Below are 20,726 nucleotides of genomic sequence, written 5' to 3'. Positions count from 1 at the left end.
ATTATAAACTGTATTATCTCATATTACTGAGGAGGTTGTTAAGACTCACCTCGTCTTGTATCATCACCTCACGTGGTTTTGAACCCATGGCGGCTCCAACCACACCAGCCTTCTCCAACTGATCCATGAGACGACCGGCACGATTATAGCCGATGGCGAATTTCCGCTGGATCAACGAGGTCGAACCACTTTGGTTGAGTACAATCAGACGAGCAGCATCCTCAAAGAGTGGGTCAAGATGCATCATGTCCACTTCAGCGCCACCGCCCTCACCAAAATCGACCTCTGGCGTATCAGGCTCTGGTAGTTCGAAGGCCGTACCATAGCTCTGCTGTGAGGAGATGAAATCATTGATACGCTCGACCTCTGGGGTATCGACAAAAGCACATTGTACACGTACGGGTTCTGCCCCTCCAACAAGTGCCAACAAGTCACCTCGTCCGATAAGCTGTTGGGCACCTGTACGGTCGAGGATGGTCTTAGAGTCGATACCCGCACTCACCTTAAAGGCGATTCGAGCAGGGAAGTTCGCCTTGATATTACCCGTGATAATCGTCGTCGTCGGGCGCTGGGTAGCAATAACCATATGGATACCAACGGCACGCGCCAACTGGGCGATACGGGCGATAGGTAACTCGATCTCCTTACCGGCTGTCATAATCAGATCGCCGAACTCGTCAATGATCACAACGACGTATGGCATGTAGCCATGACCGCCGCGAGGCGGAATCCTACGGTCAATGAACTTCTTATTATACTCCTTGATGTTTCTGGCGCCCACCTCTTTCAGAAGGTCATAACGGGTATCCATCAACTTACAGAGAGAATTCAGCGTACGAACCACCTTCGTCACGTCTGTGATGATAGGATCCGCATCCTCGTCAGGAACCTTCGCAAGGAAGTGATTGATGAGCGGATTATAGATTGAGAACTCGACTTTCTTCGGGTCTACAAGCACAATCTTCAGTTCCGCCGGATGTTTCTTATATAATAAGGAGGTGACAATGGCATTCAGACCGACCGACTTTCCCTGACCAGTGGCACCGGCCACAAGCAGGTGAGGGGCCTTGGCCAGATCGAACATAAAGACCTCGTTGGTGATCGTCTTTCCCAGCGCACATGGCAGTTCCATCTGTGTCTCCTGGAATTTCTTCGAGTTGAGGATAGACTCCATAGATACAATCGATGGCTTGGCATTCGGTACTTCTATACCCACGGTTCCCTTGCCAGGAATAGGGGCAATGATACGGATACCGAGAGCCGACAGACTCAAAGCGATATCATCTTCCAATGAACGGATCTTGGAAATACGTACACCTGGTGCCAGCGTAATCTCGTAGAGTGTGATGGTTGGACCAACAGTTGCCTTGATACTACTTATCTCAACACCGAACGTCTGCAGTACTTCCACGATACGGTTCTTATTAGCCGTCTGCTCGGCCATATCGATATAGGGTTTGCCGTCGTTGTCGTATTTCTTCAGCAGATCAAGGGTCGGATACCGATAGTTCTCCAGGTCGCGTTTGGGATCGTAGGGTTCCAAATCCTCAATGGCCGTAAGAGCAGATTTCGTATCAGCAGTCTCGTCGCCCTTGGCTACCTCAACACCAAACTCCACATCATCATGCCTCTGTAATCTGTCGATTTCTTGAGTAGTCTCAGCATGATTAGACAGTCCCACACTCTCAGCTGCGGCCTTGTAGCCATCATCTAATACGACGGCCTTTCCGTCTTTTCTGAACTCCACCACCTGCTCGGCAGGGTCATCAAACACCTCAGGATCCTCTTCCATATCCATCTGTTGCTCATACGATTCCTGGGGCTCATCGGGATCGTCGTTTGTGATCTTGAACTTCACCTTGTTAATGAATTTCGTCGGATTCAGTAATTTACGAATCACGAGGATGGTCTCTGCACTCAGATAAGTCAGAAAGGCAATGGCTGTCAGCGCCAGGATGGCTGTCAGACCTGGAGCACCGACGAGATTCTCCGTATACTGACAGATATACAGTCCGTGATCGCCGCCCGGACTAAAACTGGCATCTTCAAAGAATGGAGCCAGGAACTTGGCAAAGGTGACAGATGCCCAGATCATCAGAATCATCAGGGCCAAAAACCATTTCAGAAGGTTCACACGGTATGCCTTCATAAGGTGAATGCCCAATAATAGCAAGAAGAGGGGTACGATAAAGGCTGGCAGACCAAAGCAACGCTTGATAAAATACCATGCAGCATATGATCCAAGGCTACCACAGGTATTACTGAACTCCTGATGGGCGTTGAGCACCTCTCCTTCCTTGGGGTCCTCAATCATGCTCTGATCGGCCGCACCTGTAGAGAAATAGGAAATAAAGGCGAGCGTCAGATAGATTGCCAGACCAAACAGCAGTAAGCCAAGGCAGAAATTCAGCTTTTCGTTGTGGAATATATGATTGAATCCCAAGATGCCGGAGATACCGGAACCGCTTTGGGACCTTTTTTCTTTCCTTTTCTTAGCCATACGAAGTTCTTTTTCTCTATTTTGATGCAAAAGTAGCTGAAAAAACTTAGATTTCACCATAAAATGAGGTTTTTTTTGTAATTTTGCACCAAGAAATGAAAAAGTTAATATATAATAAGATTGATAAGAAGGCTATCGTTGATTTACCGAGAGTCACCTTTCCCGGACGTATCTACGTCGTGCTGACCTCAGAGGAGGCAGAGCGTTGTGTAGACTATCTGTTAACACAACCTGTCTTAGGCTTCGACACAGAGACACGTCCGGCATTCACGAAAGGACGACGTTTCAAATGCTCCCTGCTTCAAGTAGCCACCGCCGACAGTTGTTTTCTGTTCCGTCTGAATCACATGGGGATGGCCCCGGCCGTGGTACGTCTGTTGGAAGATACCACGGTGACGAAAGTAGGACTGGCATGGAGTAACGACATGCTCTCTCTGCACGAATTGGGTGACTTCAAGTCGGGGTCATTTATTGATCTTCAGGATCTCGTGAGAAAACTCGGCATCGAGGATCAGAGTCTGGTGAAGATCTATGCCAACCTCTTCGGTGAGCGCATCAGCAAGAGCGACCGTCTATCAAACTGGGAGCGCGATGTATTGAAAGATAGTCAGAAAGCCTATGCCGCTATTGATGCGTGGGCTTGTGTGAGGATCTACCGAGAGGTACAGAATCTAATGGAGACCGGTGATTATGAACTGGTAACTGTTCCTGAAGAAAACAAACAGAATGATGAAACAAGTATATCTTAAAAGAGGCAAAGAGGACAGTCTACTGCGATTCCATCCGTGGGTGTTCTCTGGTGCCATCCAGCGTGCTGACGATGGTATAGAAGAGGGTGAAGTAGTGCGTGTGCTGACCGCCAACGGTGATTTTATCGCTATCGGGCACTTTCAGATCGGTTCTATTGCCGTCAGGGTACTCTCGTTTCGTGATGTGGCCATCGATGCTGATTTCTGGGCATCACGACTGGCTTCGGCGCTGAAGATGCGCCAGGCCATCGGTATCGCCGATAATCCGAACAACAACACCTACCGACTGGTTCATGGAGAGGGCGACATGCTACCAGGACTGGTCATTGATGTGTATGGTAAGACTGCGGTAATGCAGGCTCATAGTGTGGGCATGCATGTCTGTCGCATTGATATTGCGGAGCAGTTGATGAAGGTGATGGACTCCCGACTGGAGAATGTCTATTATAAGAGTGAGACCACCTTACCGTATAAGGCCGACCTCGGTCAGGAGAACGGTTTTATCTATGGTGGTTCCGATGATAACACCGCGATAGAGAATGGTTTGATGTTTTATGTCGACTGGCTGCGTGGTCAGAAGACCGGTTTCTTCGTTGATCAACGTGAGAACAGATCATTGCTGGAGCGCTTTGCAAAAGGGAAGAGAGTTCTAAACATGTTCTGTTATACTGGTGGCTTCTCTTTTTACGCTATGCGTGGCGGTGCCAAACTGGTTCATTCCGTCGACAGTAGTGCTAAGGCTATCGAACTGACCAACCGTAACGTGCAATTAAACTTTCCCGGCGATCAACGTCATCAGGCTTTTTGCGAGGACGCGTTTAAGTATCTGGAACAAGCAGGCGACCAGTACGATCTGATTATTCTCGACCCACCGGCCTTCGCTAAGCACAGAGGGGCGCTCCATAATGCTCTGAAAGGTTATACCCGTCTGAACATGAAGGCCTTCCAGAAGATTCAGTCAGGCGGTATCCTCTTTACGTTCAGCTGTTCACAGGTTGTCTCGAAGGATCATTTCCGCAATGCGGTGTTTACGGCTGCCGCTCAAGCTGGCCGTAAAGTGCGTATTCTTCATCAGCTTCATCAGCCTGCCGATCATCCCATCAATATCTATCACCCAGAAGGAGAATACCTGAAGGGACTGGTGCTGTATGTGGAGTAATGTAAAAAACAAAGTATCTGATTTCATCGGGAAGCATCAGCTTCTTTCTCGCGACAGTCTTCATATTGTCGCCCTTAGTGGTGGTGCCGACAGTGTGGCTCTGTTGCATATATTATCTGAGTTGGGCTATCGGATTGAGGCTGCACATTGTAATTTCCATTTACGAGGCGAGGAGAGCAACAGAGATGAGTTATTTGTAAAAGAACTCTGTGAGAAGAACAATATTCCTCTTCATTTAATTCACTTCGACACAGAAGAATACGCATCATTACATCAAGTAAGTATTGAGATGGCGGCCAGAGACCTGCGCTATCGTTATTTTAGTCAACTTTGTCAGGATATCGGTGCTGCGTCTGTATGTGTTGCCCATCATCGGGATGATGCGGTAGAGACTTTATTAATGAATCTGCTGAGAGGGAGCGGTATTCATGGACTGACCGGCATTCGCCCCCAAAACGGTCTGGTTGTCCGTCCTTTGCTATGCCTGAGTCGGCAGGAAATAGAAGACTACCTCCATTCCATCGGACAGGAGTATGTCGTAGACTCTACAAATCTGACGGACGACGTGTTAAGAAACAAGATCCGCCATCATGTTATTCCTCTTCTGAACGACATGAATCCTAAAGCCATTGAGAATATCGATAAAACAACGGGATATCTTCAAGAGGCAGAGAAAATCTACAATCAGGCTATTCGTGAACAATTGGAGGAGCTTGTGACGAACGACAAGACGCCGGAAACACAGACGGTGTCGCTCGTACGATTGACAGAACTGCCATCACCACTGGCTTTTCTGCATGAGTGGCTGAGTCCATTCGGCTTTAACTCCACACAGATACAACAGACGTATACATGCCTTGGAGGACAGTCTGGTAAGGAGTTTAGAAGTTCTACGCACATCTTATTGGTCGACAGAGACGTCGTGGCCGTGGAGCCTTTAGGCGCACCGATGAAAGCGATGAAATTGCCAGAGCATGGGCATTATGTATATAAGGAAGATATACATTTTAATGTAGAAATATCCAACGATATATCAATCTCCAAATCAGCGGATTGTGCAACATTAGATGCAGAAAAGGTTCAATTCCCGTTAACGGTACGTCCAGTCTGCACCGGTGATGTTTTCGTACCATTCGGCATGGATGGTCATAAGCTTGTCAGCGACTATCTGACCGACCGGAAATGCACGCTCTTTGAAAAACGACGTCAGCTTGTGGTAACCGATTGCCATGATCAGATTATATGGCTTGTAGGACAGCGAACAGACAATCGATATCGGGTCACAGAACAGACAACATCAGTCTTACGCATCACGCTCAAATAACCGGCCATCTTTCATTCAAAGAGATAGGCTCTATGAGTCATGGAGATAGGACTTACGAGTGAAAGAGATAATCCCTATACCCTATAAGACCCTATCTCCATGAGTCGTAAGTGCCATCCCTTTCACTCATGGAGATTATCTCTTTAACCTAAAGAAGGGGGTAGGGCGAAAACACTGGTTTGACAACCAAAATCACATTCATCAACGAAGTTTGATAAAGAACAAATCACTATAAAATGTGTTAATTTGGTAAATTCATCGATGAAACAATTAAATAATACAATCCATGAAAAACATATAGAATAAAGAAAATGCCAGAGAAATGCAAAAGAAAAAATTGTTTTCTTTTCATTTCCGAGTGCATAGTAACAACAAAGCCAAAGTAAAAAAACGCTGACATTTCAAAAACCCATCAAAAAATATGTAATTTCATAGAGGATACCTTTGACTGATTGCAAAAAGACGTGAAATAATTTGGAAATTTACATGATTTACCCTATCTTTGCTCCCGAAAAATGAACTAACGTGTGTTCATGTACCTGAAAACAGAAACAAACTATGGGGTTATTCTATAAACTGTTTAACTGGTATTTCAGCCGTAATGCGCTGCCATATTGGTGTATATTTATTATTGACGGTCTGACTCTACTGGTATCTGGCATCGCTGCCTTTTGGATTTTTGAGAGTGGAGAGTGTGTCAGTCGTCATTTCTGGCCGCTGATTGCGACCTTGATGATATATCTAATGCTGAGTGTTTTTGGTGTTAGACTTTTCCATACCTATACGGGTGTCATCCGATTTACTTCTTTTGTTGACCTCAGACGTGTGGCATATGCGAACATCTTATCGCTGGGTCTGTCGTTATTAGTTCACTATATCTTATTAGAGGTAAATATAACAACGTCGCTGCTTATACCGCTTCACTCGCGCCACTTAGTTACGATGTTCATAATAGCCACCCTTTTGATGTGGGCTATTCGTATCTTGGTGAAAACGATGTTCGATGTGATTGCCTCGTCAAAGCGCGGTAAGCGCGTACTGATTTATGGAGCCATGTCTGGTGGTGTCGGATTGGCGAAGAATATCCGCGACCAGCATCCAGTACGGTTTATAGTGAAAGGTTTCATCACACACAACCCAAGTCTGAGACACAACCAATTGATGGGTGAGAAGGTTTACACGCTTGATGATAACCTGATGAGTATCATCCGTAAAGAAGGTATTGAGGGAATCATCGTCTCACCGGTTCGGGCGCAAGATTTCCGTAACCAGCAGGGACTACAAGATATGCTGATCAGTGCGGGTGTGAAGATATACATGGCTACCACGGCACAGGAATGGACCGGCGACGAGAACGAGAAGGCGGTATTCCAGATGACCGAGGTGAGTGTGGAGGATCTGCTGCCACGTGCAGAGATCAACGTCGACATGAAGTCGGTTGGCGAACTGCTGAAAGGGCGACGTGTACTGATCACGGGTTCGGCAGGAAGCATTGGCTCGGAGATGGTCAGACAGGTGGCTCTGTTCAATCCTGCTGCCATGCTGTTAGTTGACCAGGCGGAGACGCCGGAACATGATATCCGACTGATGATGTCCAAGGATTTTCCTGACATCGATGCGGAGACGGTGGTAACATCCATCTGCAACCAGTCCAGGATGGAGAAGATCTTCGATGAGTTCAGACCCGACTACGTATTCCATGCCGCAGCGTATAAGCATGTACCGATGATGGAGGACAACCCCAGTGAGGCCGTGCATAACAACATCTATGGCACGAAGGTGATTGCCGACCTGAGCGTGAAATATGGAGTGAAGAAATTTGTGATGGTGTCTACAGACAAAGCTGTAAACCCGACGAACGTGATGGGTTGTTCGAAGCGTATCTGTGAGATATACGTGCAGAGTCTGGATCGTGCTATCAAAATGAGTCGTTTTGGCTTGAATGGACTACCTAAGGTGACCGCAGGTGTGGAACATCCCGTGACGCAGTTCGTCACCACACGTTTCGGTAATGTGTTGGGTTCCAACGGCTCGGTTATCCCTTTGTTCCGTGAACAGATACGTAACGGTGGACCGGTGACTGTGACACATAAAGATATCATCCGTTTCTTCATGCTCATTCCTGAGGCCTGTAAACTAGTGCTTGAGGCTGGCACGAAGGGTTGTGGCGGAGAAATTTTCGTGTTTGACATGGGTAAACCGGTACGCATCGCCGATCTTGCACAGCGTATGATTCGATTGTCGGGTGCCAAGAACGTAAAAATCGAATATACGGGTCTTCGCCCAGGTGAAAAGCTGTACGAGGAGGTGCTCGATGATATGGAAAACACGAAACCAACATTCCACGAGAAGATCCGTATCGCTGAGGTGCGTGAGCGTGACTATGCCGAGGTACGACGTGAGGTCGACGAGTTGATCGCTATTGCGGAGCAATACGACAATATGGCAACGGTCAAGAAGATGAAAGAGATTGTTCCAGAATATAAGTCGAACAATTCGATCTATGAACAGCTTGATGAAGCCAAGGTCGTGAATATCTCATGATTATCTTAACTAAAAAGGTGATATTGGTGACGGGAGCTGCAGGGTTTATTGGCAGTTTCCTTGTAAGACGTCTCTTCCATGACGAGAAAGAAATAACCATTATCGGTATTGACAATCTGAACGACTATTACGATGTTCGTCTGAAAGAACACCGGCTGGCTGAGATTGAGAAGGTCGCTACTGCTCAACATCAGTCGTGGGTGTTTATTAAGGGGGATATCGCTGATAAAACGACCGTCAATAGCATCTTCGAGTCATATCGTCCTCAGATTGTGGTGAATCTCGCAGCACAAGCAGGAGTGCGGTACTCCATCACGAATCCAGATACTTTCATACAATCGAACCTGATTGGGTTTTATAATATCCTGGAGGCTTGCCGCCACTGGCCAGTAGAGCATCTGGTCTTTGCGTCATCATCAAGCGTCTATGGTTCAAACAAGAAAGTACCTTATTCACCAGATGATCGCTCTGATTTCCCTGTTAGTTTATATGCTGCAATAAAGAAGTCTAACGAGTTGATGGCTCATGCTTATTCTGTATTGTATGACATCCCAACCACAGGTCTGCGTTTCTTTACGGTTTATGGTCCTGAAGGTCGTCCCGATATGGCGTATTTCAGTTTTACGAACAGACTTGTGAAAGGTGATACGATTCAGATCTTCAACTATGGCCATTGTGCCCGTGACTTCACTTATGTTGATGACATCGTGGAGGGGGTTGTCCGTGTCATACATGGTGCTCCGGAGAGACATTCCGAGGAGGACGGTTCTCAATTACCGCCGTTTGTCGTATATAATATCGGAAATAGCACACCCATAAATCTGTTGGTTTTCGTGGATACACTGCAACAAGAGTTGATACGGGCCAAGGTGTTACCCGAGAACTTTGATTTCAGAAGTCATCAGGCATTAGTACCCATGCAGCCAGGGGATGTCCCGGTGACGTTCGCCGATACCCATGGATTAGAGCGGGATTTCGCTTTCAAACCGAAAACACCTCTTCGCGTCGGTCTACGAAAATTTGCCGAATGGTATTATGATTTTTACTGCAAAGAATAGCTAAGGCAAGATTTTCTTATTGTATTCAAAGTGCTGGTAGTCTTTGGACGACTTCCAGTCGCCACCCCATGCGAAACCATACTTGATGAATAACCTGTAGCAGAGATCACCCTTCAGAATGATGTAAGGATGAGGGCTGTTCCGTTTCACATACGGTCTGGCTGTCACAGGTTGGACTTCTATACTGCCGTCTTTTCTCTTTCGTATAAAAGGATTATAGAGAGGGTTGATGTCGATGGCGAGACCGCGAGCGTGGTACGACAATTTCTGTGAGCCTGACACCGTACGGTAGTTGAAACAACTGGTGTTGTTGTCACGCATCTGACGTTCGTCATCACCGTCATAGTCATCGGTCAATCGGATTCGTTGAATCGGGTAGTGGTGAATATATAGCTCCTGGAAGATTTTCAGGACTTTGTCAGCGATGAGCCGGTTGCATATGATCTCTCCATCGTGGGTTTTACCATCATAGTCGTAATGACGCACTCTCAAGTATCGCAGATCGGCACGACCAATATGAGGATTAGGACGATAACTCTTTCCCTGCATATGTTGCCAGATGCTATCGGGTATCGCCTGTACGGAAAAACCATCAGAAATGTCCTGGCTCTGCACAGGAGAATGCCAGGAGAGCCAGGACAGGATGATTAAAAGTTTAATAAGTGTCATTGTCAGTAAACAACTTTCCGACCGTCCTGAATATAGACGCCGGGGGGTGAGGGACTGTCAACACGAATGCCCTGGAGGTTGTACACCGGTGCCTCAGACTGTTCGGCACGAACATCACGGATAGCCGATGTTCCTTTATACTCCTGTCGGGCCAGTTCGAGTTGTTCGAGGAACGCAGTATTAGTATGCAGACGTGCATAGATGGCTGACGCTACGAGGCGCCCCATGTCAACATCACTCTGCCAATGGTAGCCGGATACGACACGGCCCTGACCAAACAGATAGGCACGCGCCAGTAGAGCCTCCTCGGCATCAGGATTAATTTCCGCTAACACGAGAGCATGAAGCCAACTGCCAGAGGCATGACCAGAGGGATAGGAACCGGTATCACGGAGATGGTCCTCGTCGGGGGCGTAGAGTGTCAGTTCGTTCATCTGCACATAGGGACGCGGTCGCATATAATAAGCCTTGCATGTCTGAGTGGCACCGTTGCCCAACGGGTGCACTAACGACATGAGTTTATAGAGTTGCGGTGTGGCTGTCGCAGAGATTTCCTTACCGAAGATAGGGGAATAGACCTTACAGAAGTTATCGGCCGAATAGGTAATATCGGTCAATGCCTGCTGTCCAGTCTCCGTCAGGTCTCCGTAGACGTCTTCACGTGCAGCCTTGCCTTGTTCGTAGGCACTCAGGTCGCAGGCGAAGAATGGAGAGATGGTCTCGGGAGGAGCAGGCAGATACTTATAGGCATCAGGTAACTCACTGATGGCAAAATAGGCCTCGTCGCTATTACCTGCTGTGGGATTCTTGACACCCGTCTTCTTCTCGTATTCCGTCCGAGCGGCAGTAATCATACCACTGAACCCGGGGAAAGTGTGCAGACGTGAGACAAGTGCCGACGCCAGAAGAAAGCCTGCATAGACATCGCTATCCCAGTGGTAGCCGGAGATGACAGAGCTGGCACCAAAATCATAGCCACGTGCCAGGATCTCATTCTGACGGTCGGGGGCTATCTCGGTTAGCACCATCGCATACATCCAACCGAAGAGCGCCTGACTAGCGGGATAGGAACTGACATCCCGATAGGTATCTTCAAAGGCAGGAATGAGCGTCTTGTCCTTGAAACGAGCATAGGGACGACGATAAGAATAGCTTTTCTGGGCTTGATTCTGCATTCGGATGCCGTAGTTCATACAGTACTCGAACAAAAGGTTCAACTTAGGCATATCACTCGTAAGGTCGGTATTCAGCACCTTAGAGTAAGCCTTCAGATAGGTTGAAATCTCCGTACTGAAGTCACTCACGGCCTGCTGACCGCGTGTGCTGTCACGTAAACTCTTTCCCCATACATACTGGAGGTAGTCTTTGATGTATTGCACAGAGGTTGTCTCAGGCGGCCCAGGCAGAAACCTACTGGCATCGGGCAGGTCTTGCGCATGACTACTGACACACAGCAGTATGGCAGTCATCACAAAGCATATTCTTCGTCTCATTTTTATCATTTTTTATGTCCACTATGCAAAGGCGACAGTCAGACCTGCCATCACGATGCTTACCATGGACATCAGTTTGATCAGAATGTTCAGAGAAGGACCGGAGGTATCTTTGAACGGGTCACCGACGGTATCACCGACGATACAGGCTTTATGGGCAAAGGAACCCTTACCACCGAAGTTTCCTTCCTCAATATTCTTCTTCGCATTATCCCAGGCACCACCGGCATTTGCCATGAATACAGCAAGAGTGAAGCCACCAGCGAGACCACCAACAAGCAGACCCAGGACACCAGCCACGCCAAGAACGATTCCCACGATAATAGGAATAATGATGGCAAGGATAGAGGGGATGATCATCTCATGCTGAGCTGCACGGGTAGAAATCTCCACACAACGACCGTAGTCGGGAGTGCCTGTTCCCTCAAGGATACCAGCAATCTCACGGAACTGTCGACGTACCTCTTGTACCATTTTCTCAGCGGCACGACCTACAGCCTCCATGGTCATACCACAGAATAAGAATGCAGCCATGGCACCGATGAAAGCGCCCACAAGCACCTTCGGGTTCATGAGGTTCACTTGGAAATAGTTCATAAAGTCGGGAATCGTCGCGTTTGAAGCAGCAATGACATCACCACTCACATTCGTCAGCGTCTGACCGGCACGAACCATGGCGATCTTAATCTCCTCGATATACGAAGCAAGTAGAGCCAAGGCTGTGAGTGCAGCCGAGCCAATGGCAAAGCCTTTTCCTGTTGCAGCCGTCGTGTTTCCCAGAGCATCAAGGGCATCTGTGCGATGACGCACCGCCTCACCAAGACTAGACATCTCTGCATTACCACCAGCATTGTCGGCGATAGGACCGTATGCGTCGGTAGCCAGAGTGATACCCAAGGTGGAGAGCATACCCACGGCAGCGATACCAATACCATAGAGACCATGTGCCAAAGAAGTCGATGACATAGAGAGGTCGAAACCGTTAGCACACAGATAGCTGAGCATGATAGCCACACCGATGGTAATAACAGGGATACACGTGGAGATCATGCCGGTACCAATACCTTTGATGATGACAGTGGCAGCACCTGTTTGTCCGGCCTCAGAGATCTTCTGAGTAGGTTTGTAGCTGTGTGAGGTATAATACTCGGTGGCCTGACCGATGATGACACCAGCAGCCAGTCCGGAGATGACGGAGAAGGAAAGTCCCAACCAGTTGTCAATACCAAGCAGGTAGAGGATGGCGAAAGTAGCTATAGCAATGAGCACAGCACTGATGTTCGTGCCCAAAGAAAGCGAACGCAGCAGATCCCTCATCGTGGCACCCTCTTTCGTGCGGACGAGGAAAATGCCTAACAGGGAGAGAAATACACCTACAGCAGCAATGATCATCGGTGCGATAACCGCCTTGATCTGCATGCCGTCAACAGCACTGGCCGCAAAGGCAGAGGCGCCAAGTGCTGCAGTAGAAAGTACCGAACCACAATAGCTCTCGTATAGGTCGGCTCCCATGCCGGCCACATCACCCACATTATCTCCGACATTATCAGCGATGGTTGCAGGGTTACGTGGATCATCCTCAGGGATATCGGCCTCAACCTTTCCCACGATATCGGCACCCACATCAGCGGCCTTCGTATAGATACCACCACCCACACGGGCAAAGAGTGCCTGTGTCGAAGCGCCCATACCGAAGGTGAGCATCGTGGTAGTAATGGAGATCAATCCATCGGCGTCGAACTGGTTCAGAACGACAAACCAGATGGCGATATCGAGCAAGCCCAGACCGACGACGGTAAGTCCCATCACGGCACCAGAGCGGAACGCGATTTTCAGACCGGCATCGAGACTCTCACGGGCAGCATTAGCCGTACGAGCAGAGGCATAGGTGGCAGTTTTCATGCCGAAGAAGCCTGCCAAACCGGAGAAGAAACCACCGGTGAGAAAGGCAAAAGGCACCCACGGATTCTGGACGTGTAGCCCGTAGGCCATAAAGGCGAAGAGGGCACAGAGCACGACAAAGACAATAGTGACCACGCGATACTGTTGTCTAAGGTAGGCCATAGCTCCTTTGCGTACATACAGTGCAATCTCTCTCATACGGGGCGTACCCTCGTCAGCTTTCATCATCTGAGTGAAAAACAGATACGCCATGCTCAGTGCCACGACCGATGCGACGGGCACGAGCCAGAATACAGTGGGGATGTTCATGTTAATAATCTTAGGCTTTTTATTGGTTTATAATATATGTGTGCTATTCGTCGGAGAAGTCAATCATACCGGCTGCCTCGTCGTCGGGATCCTCACCACCCAGATCCATCATCGTAGAGTAGTTATCCTCGGTGATATCTTCATCTTTAGGATCCTCCACCACTGAGTCATCCTCATCATGTGAGCTATAGTTGTCCTCAACCTCATAGTCCTCATCATCGTCGAGATCCTCGTCACCACGCCCCTTGCTTGAGAACTGCATACGGATCTTTTCTTGCTCAGGCTTCAGTTTTGCGAAAATGGCTTCAACCCAGCCGCCTTTTTCCACCTCCAGCACATCATAGCCATCGGCCACTTTCTTCTCGTACATGCCACCTTTCTTGTGAAGACGGTCCTTGGGAAGGGTAGTGGTGGAGATATCGAAACCGCTCAGGATAATGTCCTGGATTGACTGGGACAGAGAATCCCAACCACCGCCGAAATTACGGTCGATGACCTCAAGCAATTTCGTAGCGGAAATATGACGGATATTCTCGTATGTAAGATCGGTGACGCGCATGATAGGACGTTTCTTGATGGCCCATGCAAATTTCATGTTTTCATCAAACTTGATCTGTGCCACCTTAAAACCACGTTTCTCATAGCTTTTCTTCACGAGCAACACGTCTTCCTTGATCTCCTCAACAAGAAAGGCGCTCTTGAAAATATCGAGATAGTGATGAATGTTTTCCTTAACTTCTGTGTCTTTTGCGGCCGCATCCCACATGCGGAACACATCGTTCTCCTGAATATCCCAGACACTGCTCTTTGTAATAGACTTAATAGACAGTGTTGAGTTGCTTTCCTGTAGTGTTTGTTTTGTTCTTGCCATGTTTTCTCTGATTTTTACTGCAAATGTATATACTTTATTTTTTATTAGCAAGTTTTTAGGGCATATTTTTTCGATTTTCTCTTCATATATAAGAATTATAGAGTTTTTTCGAGACCCTTCGCAAGCACCGCCCACCACATCATCATTTCACACTTACCACGAACAAAGGTAATCAATCACACGGCGTATACGGAGACTCGTCGTAAAACGCTTCGCCTGTAGGTACAAAACGCATTTCTCCATCACATGGCCAGATTCCACATAAACAATCCCTCAGAGACAGCCAATGAGTCTATTAGTTTTTTTGACTCCTCCGTTGGATTATAGACAGTCATATAGGTGTTATCACCGCTGACTGTTATTAGGGCATCAGCTGATTTCAAAAGGATGTAAAGCATCTGCTTGTCGGTCATACATGCCAACAATGCATTCTCCAGTTCATGTGGGGCTGGATTCGTAATCCATTCATCACCGTCATGACTCACATTGATATCTTCATAACAATTCAGTTTCAGCAGGATATTGGTGAACTTTCTGTAGATGATGTCAATCTGAGGATGCTCCAAAAAGTATTTCTCAACCCTGAAGTACTGCTCTCTGCCATCGGCGGGAACTTGCTTGGGCAGTATGTCTATTACCCAATATGGCTTATTCAAATACTCTTCTATTGTCATAATTGCAAATCTTTTGTTTCATCTCGTTGGCAAAGATACGATTTAATTTTCCAATTATCGACTCACTTTGGGTTTAAAATGAATAAATCTGAGCCGATTCAACAATAATAACCTATAGACTGGAAGGAAGGCGAGAGAAATGAAGGAATAAATTTGGGATTTCAATCGAGTTTTTGTATTTTTGCAAGCAAAAACCAAAAATGGCAGAACCTTTAGCCGAACGACTACGACCTCGTACCCTTGACGACTACATCGGCCAAGAGCATCTGGTGGGCGAGGGCGCTGTCCTGCGGAAGATGATTGACGCAGGACGGATATCGTCGTTTATCCTATGGGGACCGCCGGGGGTGGGCAAGACCACCTTGGCGCAAATTATCGCTCACAAGTTGGAGACACCGTTCTTCACGCTGTCGGCAGTAACTAGCGGAGTGAAGGATGTGAGGGACGTGATAGAGAAAGCCCAGAAGGGACGCTTCTTCAATGAACGGTCTCCCATTTTGTTTATCGACGAGATACATCGTTTTTCGAAGTCACAGCAAGACTCCCTGCTTGGTGCAGTGGAGAAAGGTATCGTTACCTTGATAGGTGCCACGACGGAGAACCCTTCGTTCGAGGTAATCCGACCGCTGCTCTCACGTTGTCAGCTCTATGTATTGAAATCGTTGGAGAAAGACGATTTGCTGAAACTGCTCGATCGGGCAATCCATACTGATACTTTTCTAAAGGAACGAGATATCCAATTAAAGGAAACTGATGCACTGATTAGATATAGTGGTGGCGACGCTCGTAAACTACTGAATATATTAGAGTTGGTCGTAGATGCTGAAGCATCTAAGGAAGTTATAATCACCGACGAGACCGTAGTAAACCGTTTGCAGCAAAACCCATTAGCCTATGACAAGGACGGGGAGATGCACTACGATATTATATCAGCTTTTATCAAGAGTATCCGGGGCTCAGACCCTGATGCCGCACTCTATTGGTTGGCACGGATGATTGAGGGTGGGGAAGATCCGCAGTTTATTGCCAGACGATTGGTAATCAGTGCCGCTGAGGATATCGGACTGGCAAATCCTAATGCCCTATTATTAGCCAATGCCGCCTTTGACGCTGTGATGAAAATCGGCTGGCCGGAGGGACGAATACCTCTGGCAGAGGCGACGGTCTATCTAGCCACTTCACCGAAGAGCAACAGTGCCTATCTGGGCGTTGATGCAGCCTTGGCAACCGTGAAACGAACGGGAAATCAGCCGGTGCCATTACCTATTCGTAATGCACCTACGGAACTGATGAAGGAGTTGGGCTATCACGACGGTTATAAGTATCCCCATGATTTTCCCGGCCATTTCACGCCCCAGCAGTATCTGCCTGACGCTCTGACAGAAGAACGTTTCTGGCATGGTCAGCATAACCCTACCGAGGAAAAGATGTACCAACGGATGGTGAACTATTGGGGGAAAAGATATGAATAATAGCAGTTATAATTGATAACACCGATTGCCGAAATCCAATATGGAACAAGAAGTAATTATTAAAATAATAGAGCTACTGGGTACGTTTGCCTTTGCTATATCAGGTATCCGACATGCAGCTGCCAAACAGTTCGACTGGTTTGGTGGTTATGTGTGTGGTGTAGCGGTGGCAATCGGTGGCGGTACCATCCGTGACGTGATGCTTGGTACGACACCGTTCTGGATGACCACTCCCATTTATCTGATATGTACGGCCGTGGCTTTGTTGACGGTGGCTTTCTTCGGAAAATGGATGGAGCCATTGAAAAATGCATGGTTCGTGTTCGACACACTAGGCTTAGCACTCTTTACCATCGCCGGTATACAGAAGAGCATAGCACTCGGACAACCGTTCTGGGTAGCCATCATCATGGGATGCATCACCGGATCGGCAGGTGGCGTCATCCGTGATGTACTACTGAACAACGAACCTGTGATTTTCCATAAAGAGATATACGCCATGGCGAGTGTACTCGGTGGACTGGTTTACTGGCTGCTAATCAGTGTGGGACTATCGGTGGAATGGAGTGCGGTGATAAGTTTCGTCGTGACATGTATGACACGATTTCTTGCCGTTAGATACCATATATCACTACCGGTACTGAAGGAGACACCAAAGACAAACAGCTAACAGAAAAAGATTATGCCTGAACAAGAAAATACGAACAGAAGAAGACAGCGCAGGCAGCAACCTGTGGATAATACCTACGGACACCTGCAGCCGCAGGCGCTGGAAGTTGAGAAGGCAGTGCTGGGTGCACTGATGATTGACAAGGATGCGTATGCCGTGGTATGCGAACTGCTGCATCCAGAGAGTTTCTATGAGCCAAGGAACCAGATGGTATATACTGCCATTCGCGACCTAAGCATGGAAGAAAAACCCGTAGACGTGCTGACAGTCACGGAGCAGTTGGCGAAGATGGGACATCTCGAAGAAGTAGGTGGACCAGGATACGTAGCTGAACTGAGCTCACGTGTGGCCTCGTCGGCGAATATCGAGTATCATGCAAACATCGTAGCGCAGAAGTCGTTGGCACGACAACTAATATCCTTTGCCAGTGTTATTGAGACAAAAGCCTTCGATGAGACCATCGACGTGGAAGATCTGATGCAAGAGGCGGAAGGATCGCTCTTCGAACTGAGTCAGCGGAATATGAAGAAGGATTATACTGCTATCGACCCAGTGATTAAACAAGCGTTGGACGTGATTTCAAAGGCTGCACAGAACACAGATGGTCTGACGGGCGTGTCGACAGGCTATTATAAGCTTGATGATATCACCAGTGGTTGGCAGGCCTCCGATCTGGTAATCATTGCCGGTCGTCCGGCCATGGGTAAGACTTCGTTTGCTTTGTCTATGGCAAAGAATATCGCAGCCGACATGCATGTACCGATGGCATTCTTCTCTTTGGAAATGTCGAACGTGCAGTTGGTTAACCGACTCATCTCCAATGCATGCGAGATACAAGGTTCAAAAATTCTGAATGGTCAGTTGCAGCGGGACGAGTGGGATCGTCTAGATAAACGTATCAACAACTTGCTCGGTGCTCCTTTATATATTGACGACACACCGGGACTCTCGGTGTTTGAATTACGAACGAAGGCGCGTCGATTGGTTCGTGAGCACGGTGTGAAGCTCATCATGATTGACTACCTGCAGCTGATGAACGCCAATGGTATGCGGTTTTCCTCCAGACAAGAGGAGGTGTCGACCATTTCACGATCATTGAAAGGACTGGCAAAGGAATTGGATATACCTATCCTCGCACTGAGTCAGTTGAACCGTGGTGTTGAGAGCCGTGAAGGATTGGAAGGAAAACGACCGCAGTTGTCTGACCTCCGTGAGTCGGGTGCCATTGAGCAGGATGCCGATATGGTTATTTTTGTACACCGACCAGAGTATTATCATATCTACCAGGATGATAACGGTCGTGATCTGCATGGTATGGCTCAGATTATTATCGCCAAGCATCGTAAGGGTGCTACGGGCGATGTACTGCTGACCTTCCGTGGCGAATATACACGTTTTGAGAACCCAGAGGACAAGAACCTTGCTAATCGTCCACCCATCGGTGGAGAGATTGTCGGCTCGAAAATTAATGGCGACGGACAGATGCCTGATATTGCATCTGGTTATGATCCATTCGGCGGTGCTCCTCTGCCACCACCAACAAACGACGGGCCGCTACCGTTTTAATGCGTTGCATCGGGTTATACAAATATAAAGAATCCCACCAAATGGTGGGATTCTTTATTGTAGGGAATATCAAATTCTAACAACGACCTCCAAACAGTGTATTACTGGTATCTCTCAATGAGTGCTTGTGCCTGCGGGTCGCCCATTTCCTTGGCTTTCTGCAGATTCTTAATACCTTCCTGTTTATCACCTTTCAGGCACTGTGCCAAACCAAGGAAGAGAAAGCCATCGCTGTTGTCGGCATTAATGGCAATACACTCCCGGGCTGTGGCGATAGCATCGTCATAATGTCCCACACGGATCTCAAGTGAGGCCTTCTCAGCATAGTAGAGAGTCTCATTCGGATTAATCTGAATGGCACGATTGATATCGTTGAGTGCTTGTTGGTAGAGACGTCCCTGTATTTCTGTCTGATGACGGAGATAGTAGAAATTATCGTTGATCGAGGCTTTCATCAGTTCCTCATATTCATTCATGTCGCTGACGGCATCACGGAACTTACCGGCATCACGGCGTGCTTCGGCACGCGTCCACAGATATACAGCAGCCTCTTTCAGATACGGTTTACTAAACGTGTTCATCGTACTGTCGAGAAGTGCCAGACGAGCGGTGGTGTCGTTAAGTTGCTGCTTACAACTAGATGCAGAAAACCACAGTTCTGCGTTATTGGACTCTCTGGCTAAGGCCACAAAGAGATCACACGCCTCCTGATAGTGTCTCTGGGCATAGAGAATGTTTCCTTCCATCTGTCGATAGGTGAGCAAGGGGTTAATACTATTGGCCTCACGAATCAGTGTCAGAGCCTTATCGAGATTCCAGTTGGCATATGGCTGGTTACTCTGATAAATCTCCTTGTTGTAGATCAGACGCGCATAGTTAAAATACGCATCGTCTTTTTTGTCCGACACCTTGATAGCCCGTTCCATATCTTGTTCTGCACCAGAAAAGTCACCAGCAGCACTCTCCTGTTGAGCACGATAGATATATCCATCGGGAGCATTGGGGAACTGGCGTACGAAATCATTGATCATGGTGGCATAAGAGACCGAGTCGGTATGCGAGGCCGCGAGAAAGAGTAGGAGTGTGGCCTCCTTCACATCCATGGGCAGTTCTTTCTTGATATTGGTAAGACGAAGAGTTGCATCGTTGAAGCTCAGAGCGCTAATTTTCAGAGAGTCAACGAAACGGGCACTTACGGCATAGCTCAGAGAGTCACCGACAGAGGCCGGCTGCTGCATCATGCCGATTACCTCGCCAGCATTGTTGAGAAGTGGACAGCTGACCAGTCCATCCGACATTGTCACGGCTACCGTATAATATGCATTATCGTCTTGGAATACCTCCGCCTTACGAATCAGTCCATTACGGAGATTCTTCTGTTCTCGGTAGGGAAGTAGCCATGCCTGACTACCGACAGGTGCTACTGTTGCACTGATGATGAGTGGTTGTGTTTTTCCATTAACCCGGAACTTGACGACATCATACATATCATTAGCTCCGAGGATGCCAACCACGTCCATCTCTTTTCCCTGGGCATCGATGATAACAGCCCGTGAAGCACCCTTGAATGGTGTAAAATTACTGATGGCCTCACCATTGAATCCTGTGAAGAAACCATTGGTGCTAGCTATCAGCGAACCGTCAGCGGCGAAAGTCTTCAGGGTGAACACCGACCGAGATGCTTTCTTCACCCAGGCAGGCTGAGCAAAACTCATCGTCAGTGAGACAAGACAGGTCATTAAAAGTAGTATTCGTTTCATTTTCAT

General features: G+C 47.8%; 15 protein-coding genes. 8 read left to right on the top strand and 7 right to left on the bottom strand.

Features of this window, described 5'->3' with window-relative positions; all coding sequences use genetic code 11:
- Positions 1–13 precede the first annotated feature (13 nt).
- Positions 14–2,500 carry an FtsK/SpoIIIE family DNA translocase gene (locus tag BMY63_RS01380; protein WP_091899382.1) on the bottom strand — a complete coding sequence of 829 codons (2,487 nt, stop codon included), beginning with the start codon at positions 2,498–2,500 and terminating at the stop codon, positions 14–16.
- A gap of 95 nt (positions 2,501–2,595) precedes the next feature.
- Between BMY63_RS01380 and BMY63_RS01375 the strand changes: the two genes are divergently transcribed.
- The 5 genes from BMY63_RS01375 to BMY63_RS01355 all read left to right on the top strand — a co-directional run bounded on the left by BMY63_RS01375 (position 2,596) and on the right by BMY63_RS01355 (position 9,334).
- Positions 2,596–3,249, top strand: coding sequence for a 3'-5' exonuclease (locus tag BMY63_RS01375; RefSeq protein ID WP_091914240.1), 654 nt, complete (start codon positions 2,596–2,598; stop codon positions 3,247–3,249).
- Positions 3,227–4,408, top strand: a complete 1,182-nt coding sequence (locus BMY63_RS01370) for a class I SAM-dependent rRNA methyltransferase (protein WP_091914238.1) — start codon at positions 3,227–3,229, stop codon at positions 4,406–4,408. The genes BMY63_RS01375 and BMY63_RS01370 overlap by 23 nt, the downstream gene beginning before the upstream one ends.
- Positions 4,398–5,732 (top strand): tRNA lysidine(34) synthetase TilS, encoded by a 1,335-nt coding sequence (gene tilS, locus BMY63_RS01365; RefSeq protein ID WP_091914236.1) that lies wholly within the window; start codon positions 4,398–4,400, stop codon positions 5,730–5,732. The genes BMY63_RS01370 and tilS overlap by 11 nt, the downstream gene beginning before the upstream one ends.
- A 558-nt stretch (positions 5,733–6,290) precedes the next feature.
- The gene (locus BMY63_RS01360) at positions 6,291–8,276 is read left to right on the top strand and encodes a polysaccharide biosynthesis protein (protein ID WP_091914234.1); all 1,986 of its coding nucleotides are present in this window, start codon (positions 6,291–6,293) and stop codon (positions 8,274–8,276) included.
- The gene (locus BMY63_RS01355) at positions 8,273–9,334 is read left to right on the top strand and encodes an NAD-dependent epimerase/dehydratase family protein (protein WP_091899377.1); all 1,062 of its coding nucleotides are present in this window, start codon (positions 8,273–8,275) and stop codon (positions 9,332–9,334) included. Before BMY63_RS01360 ends, BMY63_RS01355 begins: the two co-directional genes overlap by 4 nt.
- Here BMY63_RS01355 and BMY63_RS01350 read toward each other — a convergent pair whose 3' ends face one another.
- From BMY63_RS01350 to BMY63_RS01330, 5 genes are all read right to left on the bottom strand, one after another.
- Positions 9,335–10,003: a M15 family metallopeptidase gene (locus BMY63_RS01350; protein WP_091914232.1), complete on the bottom strand. Its 669-nt coding sequence runs from the start codon at positions 10,001–10,003 to the stop codon at positions 9,335–9,337.
- Between the two features lie 2 nt (positions 10,004–10,005).
- Positions 10,006–11,496 carry a phosphatase PAP2 family protein gene (locus tag BMY63_RS01345; protein WP_177178353.1) on the bottom strand — a complete coding sequence of 497 codons (1,491 nt, stop codon included), beginning with the start codon at positions 11,494–11,496 and terminating at the stop codon, positions 10,006–10,008.
- A 21-nt stretch (positions 11,497–11,517) separates the two neighbouring features.
- Positions 11,518–13,707, bottom strand: coding sequence for a sodium-translocating pyrophosphatase (locus BMY63_RS01340; protein WP_091899374.1), 2,190 nt, complete (start codon positions 13,705–13,707; stop codon positions 11,518–11,520).
- A gap of 43 nt (positions 13,708–13,750) precedes the next feature.
- Positions 13,751–14,578 (bottom strand): hypothetical protein, encoded by an 828-nt coding sequence (locus BMY63_RS01335; RefSeq protein ID WP_255397404.1) that lies wholly within the window; start codon positions 14,576–14,578, stop codon positions 13,751–13,753.
- 242 nt (positions 14,579–14,820) lie between these two features.
- On the bottom strand, positions 14,821–15,252 hold the full coding sequence (locus tag BMY63_RS01330) for a hypothetical protein (RefSeq protein ID WP_091914228.1): 432 nt from the start codon (positions 15,250–15,252) through the stop codon (positions 14,821–14,823).
- A gap of 200 nt (positions 15,253–15,452) precedes the next feature.
- Here BMY63_RS01330 and BMY63_RS01325 point away from each other — a divergent pair, with 200 nt between their 5' ends.
- Genes BMY63_RS01325 through dnaB form a run of 3 tightly spaced genes read left to right on the top strand, consistent with a single transcriptional unit; the run spans position 15,453 to position 18,960 of the window.
- Positions 15,453–16,724 (top strand): replication-associated recombination protein A, encoded by a 1,272-nt coding sequence (locus BMY63_RS01325; RefSeq protein WP_091899372.1) that lies wholly within the window; start codon positions 15,453–15,455, stop codon positions 16,722–16,724.
- Positions 16,725–16,764: 40 nt separating this feature from the next.
- Positions 16,765–17,394, top strand: a complete 630-nt coding sequence (locus BMY63_RS01320) for a trimeric intracellular cation channel family protein (protein WP_091899371.1) — start codon at positions 16,765–16,767, stop codon at positions 17,392–17,394.
- A gap of 12 nt (positions 17,395–17,406) precedes the next feature.
- Entirely contained in the window at positions 17,407–18,960 is a 1,554-nt protein-coding gene (gene dnaB / locus BMY63_RS01315; RefSeq protein WP_091899370.1) for a replicative DNA helicase, read from the top strand.
- Between the two features lie 101 nt (positions 18,961–19,061).
- Here dnaB and BMY63_RS01310 read toward each other — a convergent pair whose 3' ends face one another.
- On the bottom strand, positions 19,062–20,720 hold the full coding sequence (locus BMY63_RS01310; protein WP_143065684.1) for a tetratricopeptide repeat protein: 1,659 nt from the start codon (positions 20,718–20,720) through the stop codon (positions 19,062–19,064).
- Positions 20,721–20,726: the final 6 nt, after the last annotated feature.

The sequence above is a fragment of the Prevotella aff. ruminicola Tc2-24 genome (genome assembly GCF_900110895.1).
GTDB lineage: Bacteria > Bacteroidota > Bacteroidia > Bacteroidales > Bacteroidaceae > Prevotella.
Note: the sequence above shows the minus strand (reverse complement) of the source record. Positions and strands in the feature narration are given on the sequence as shown.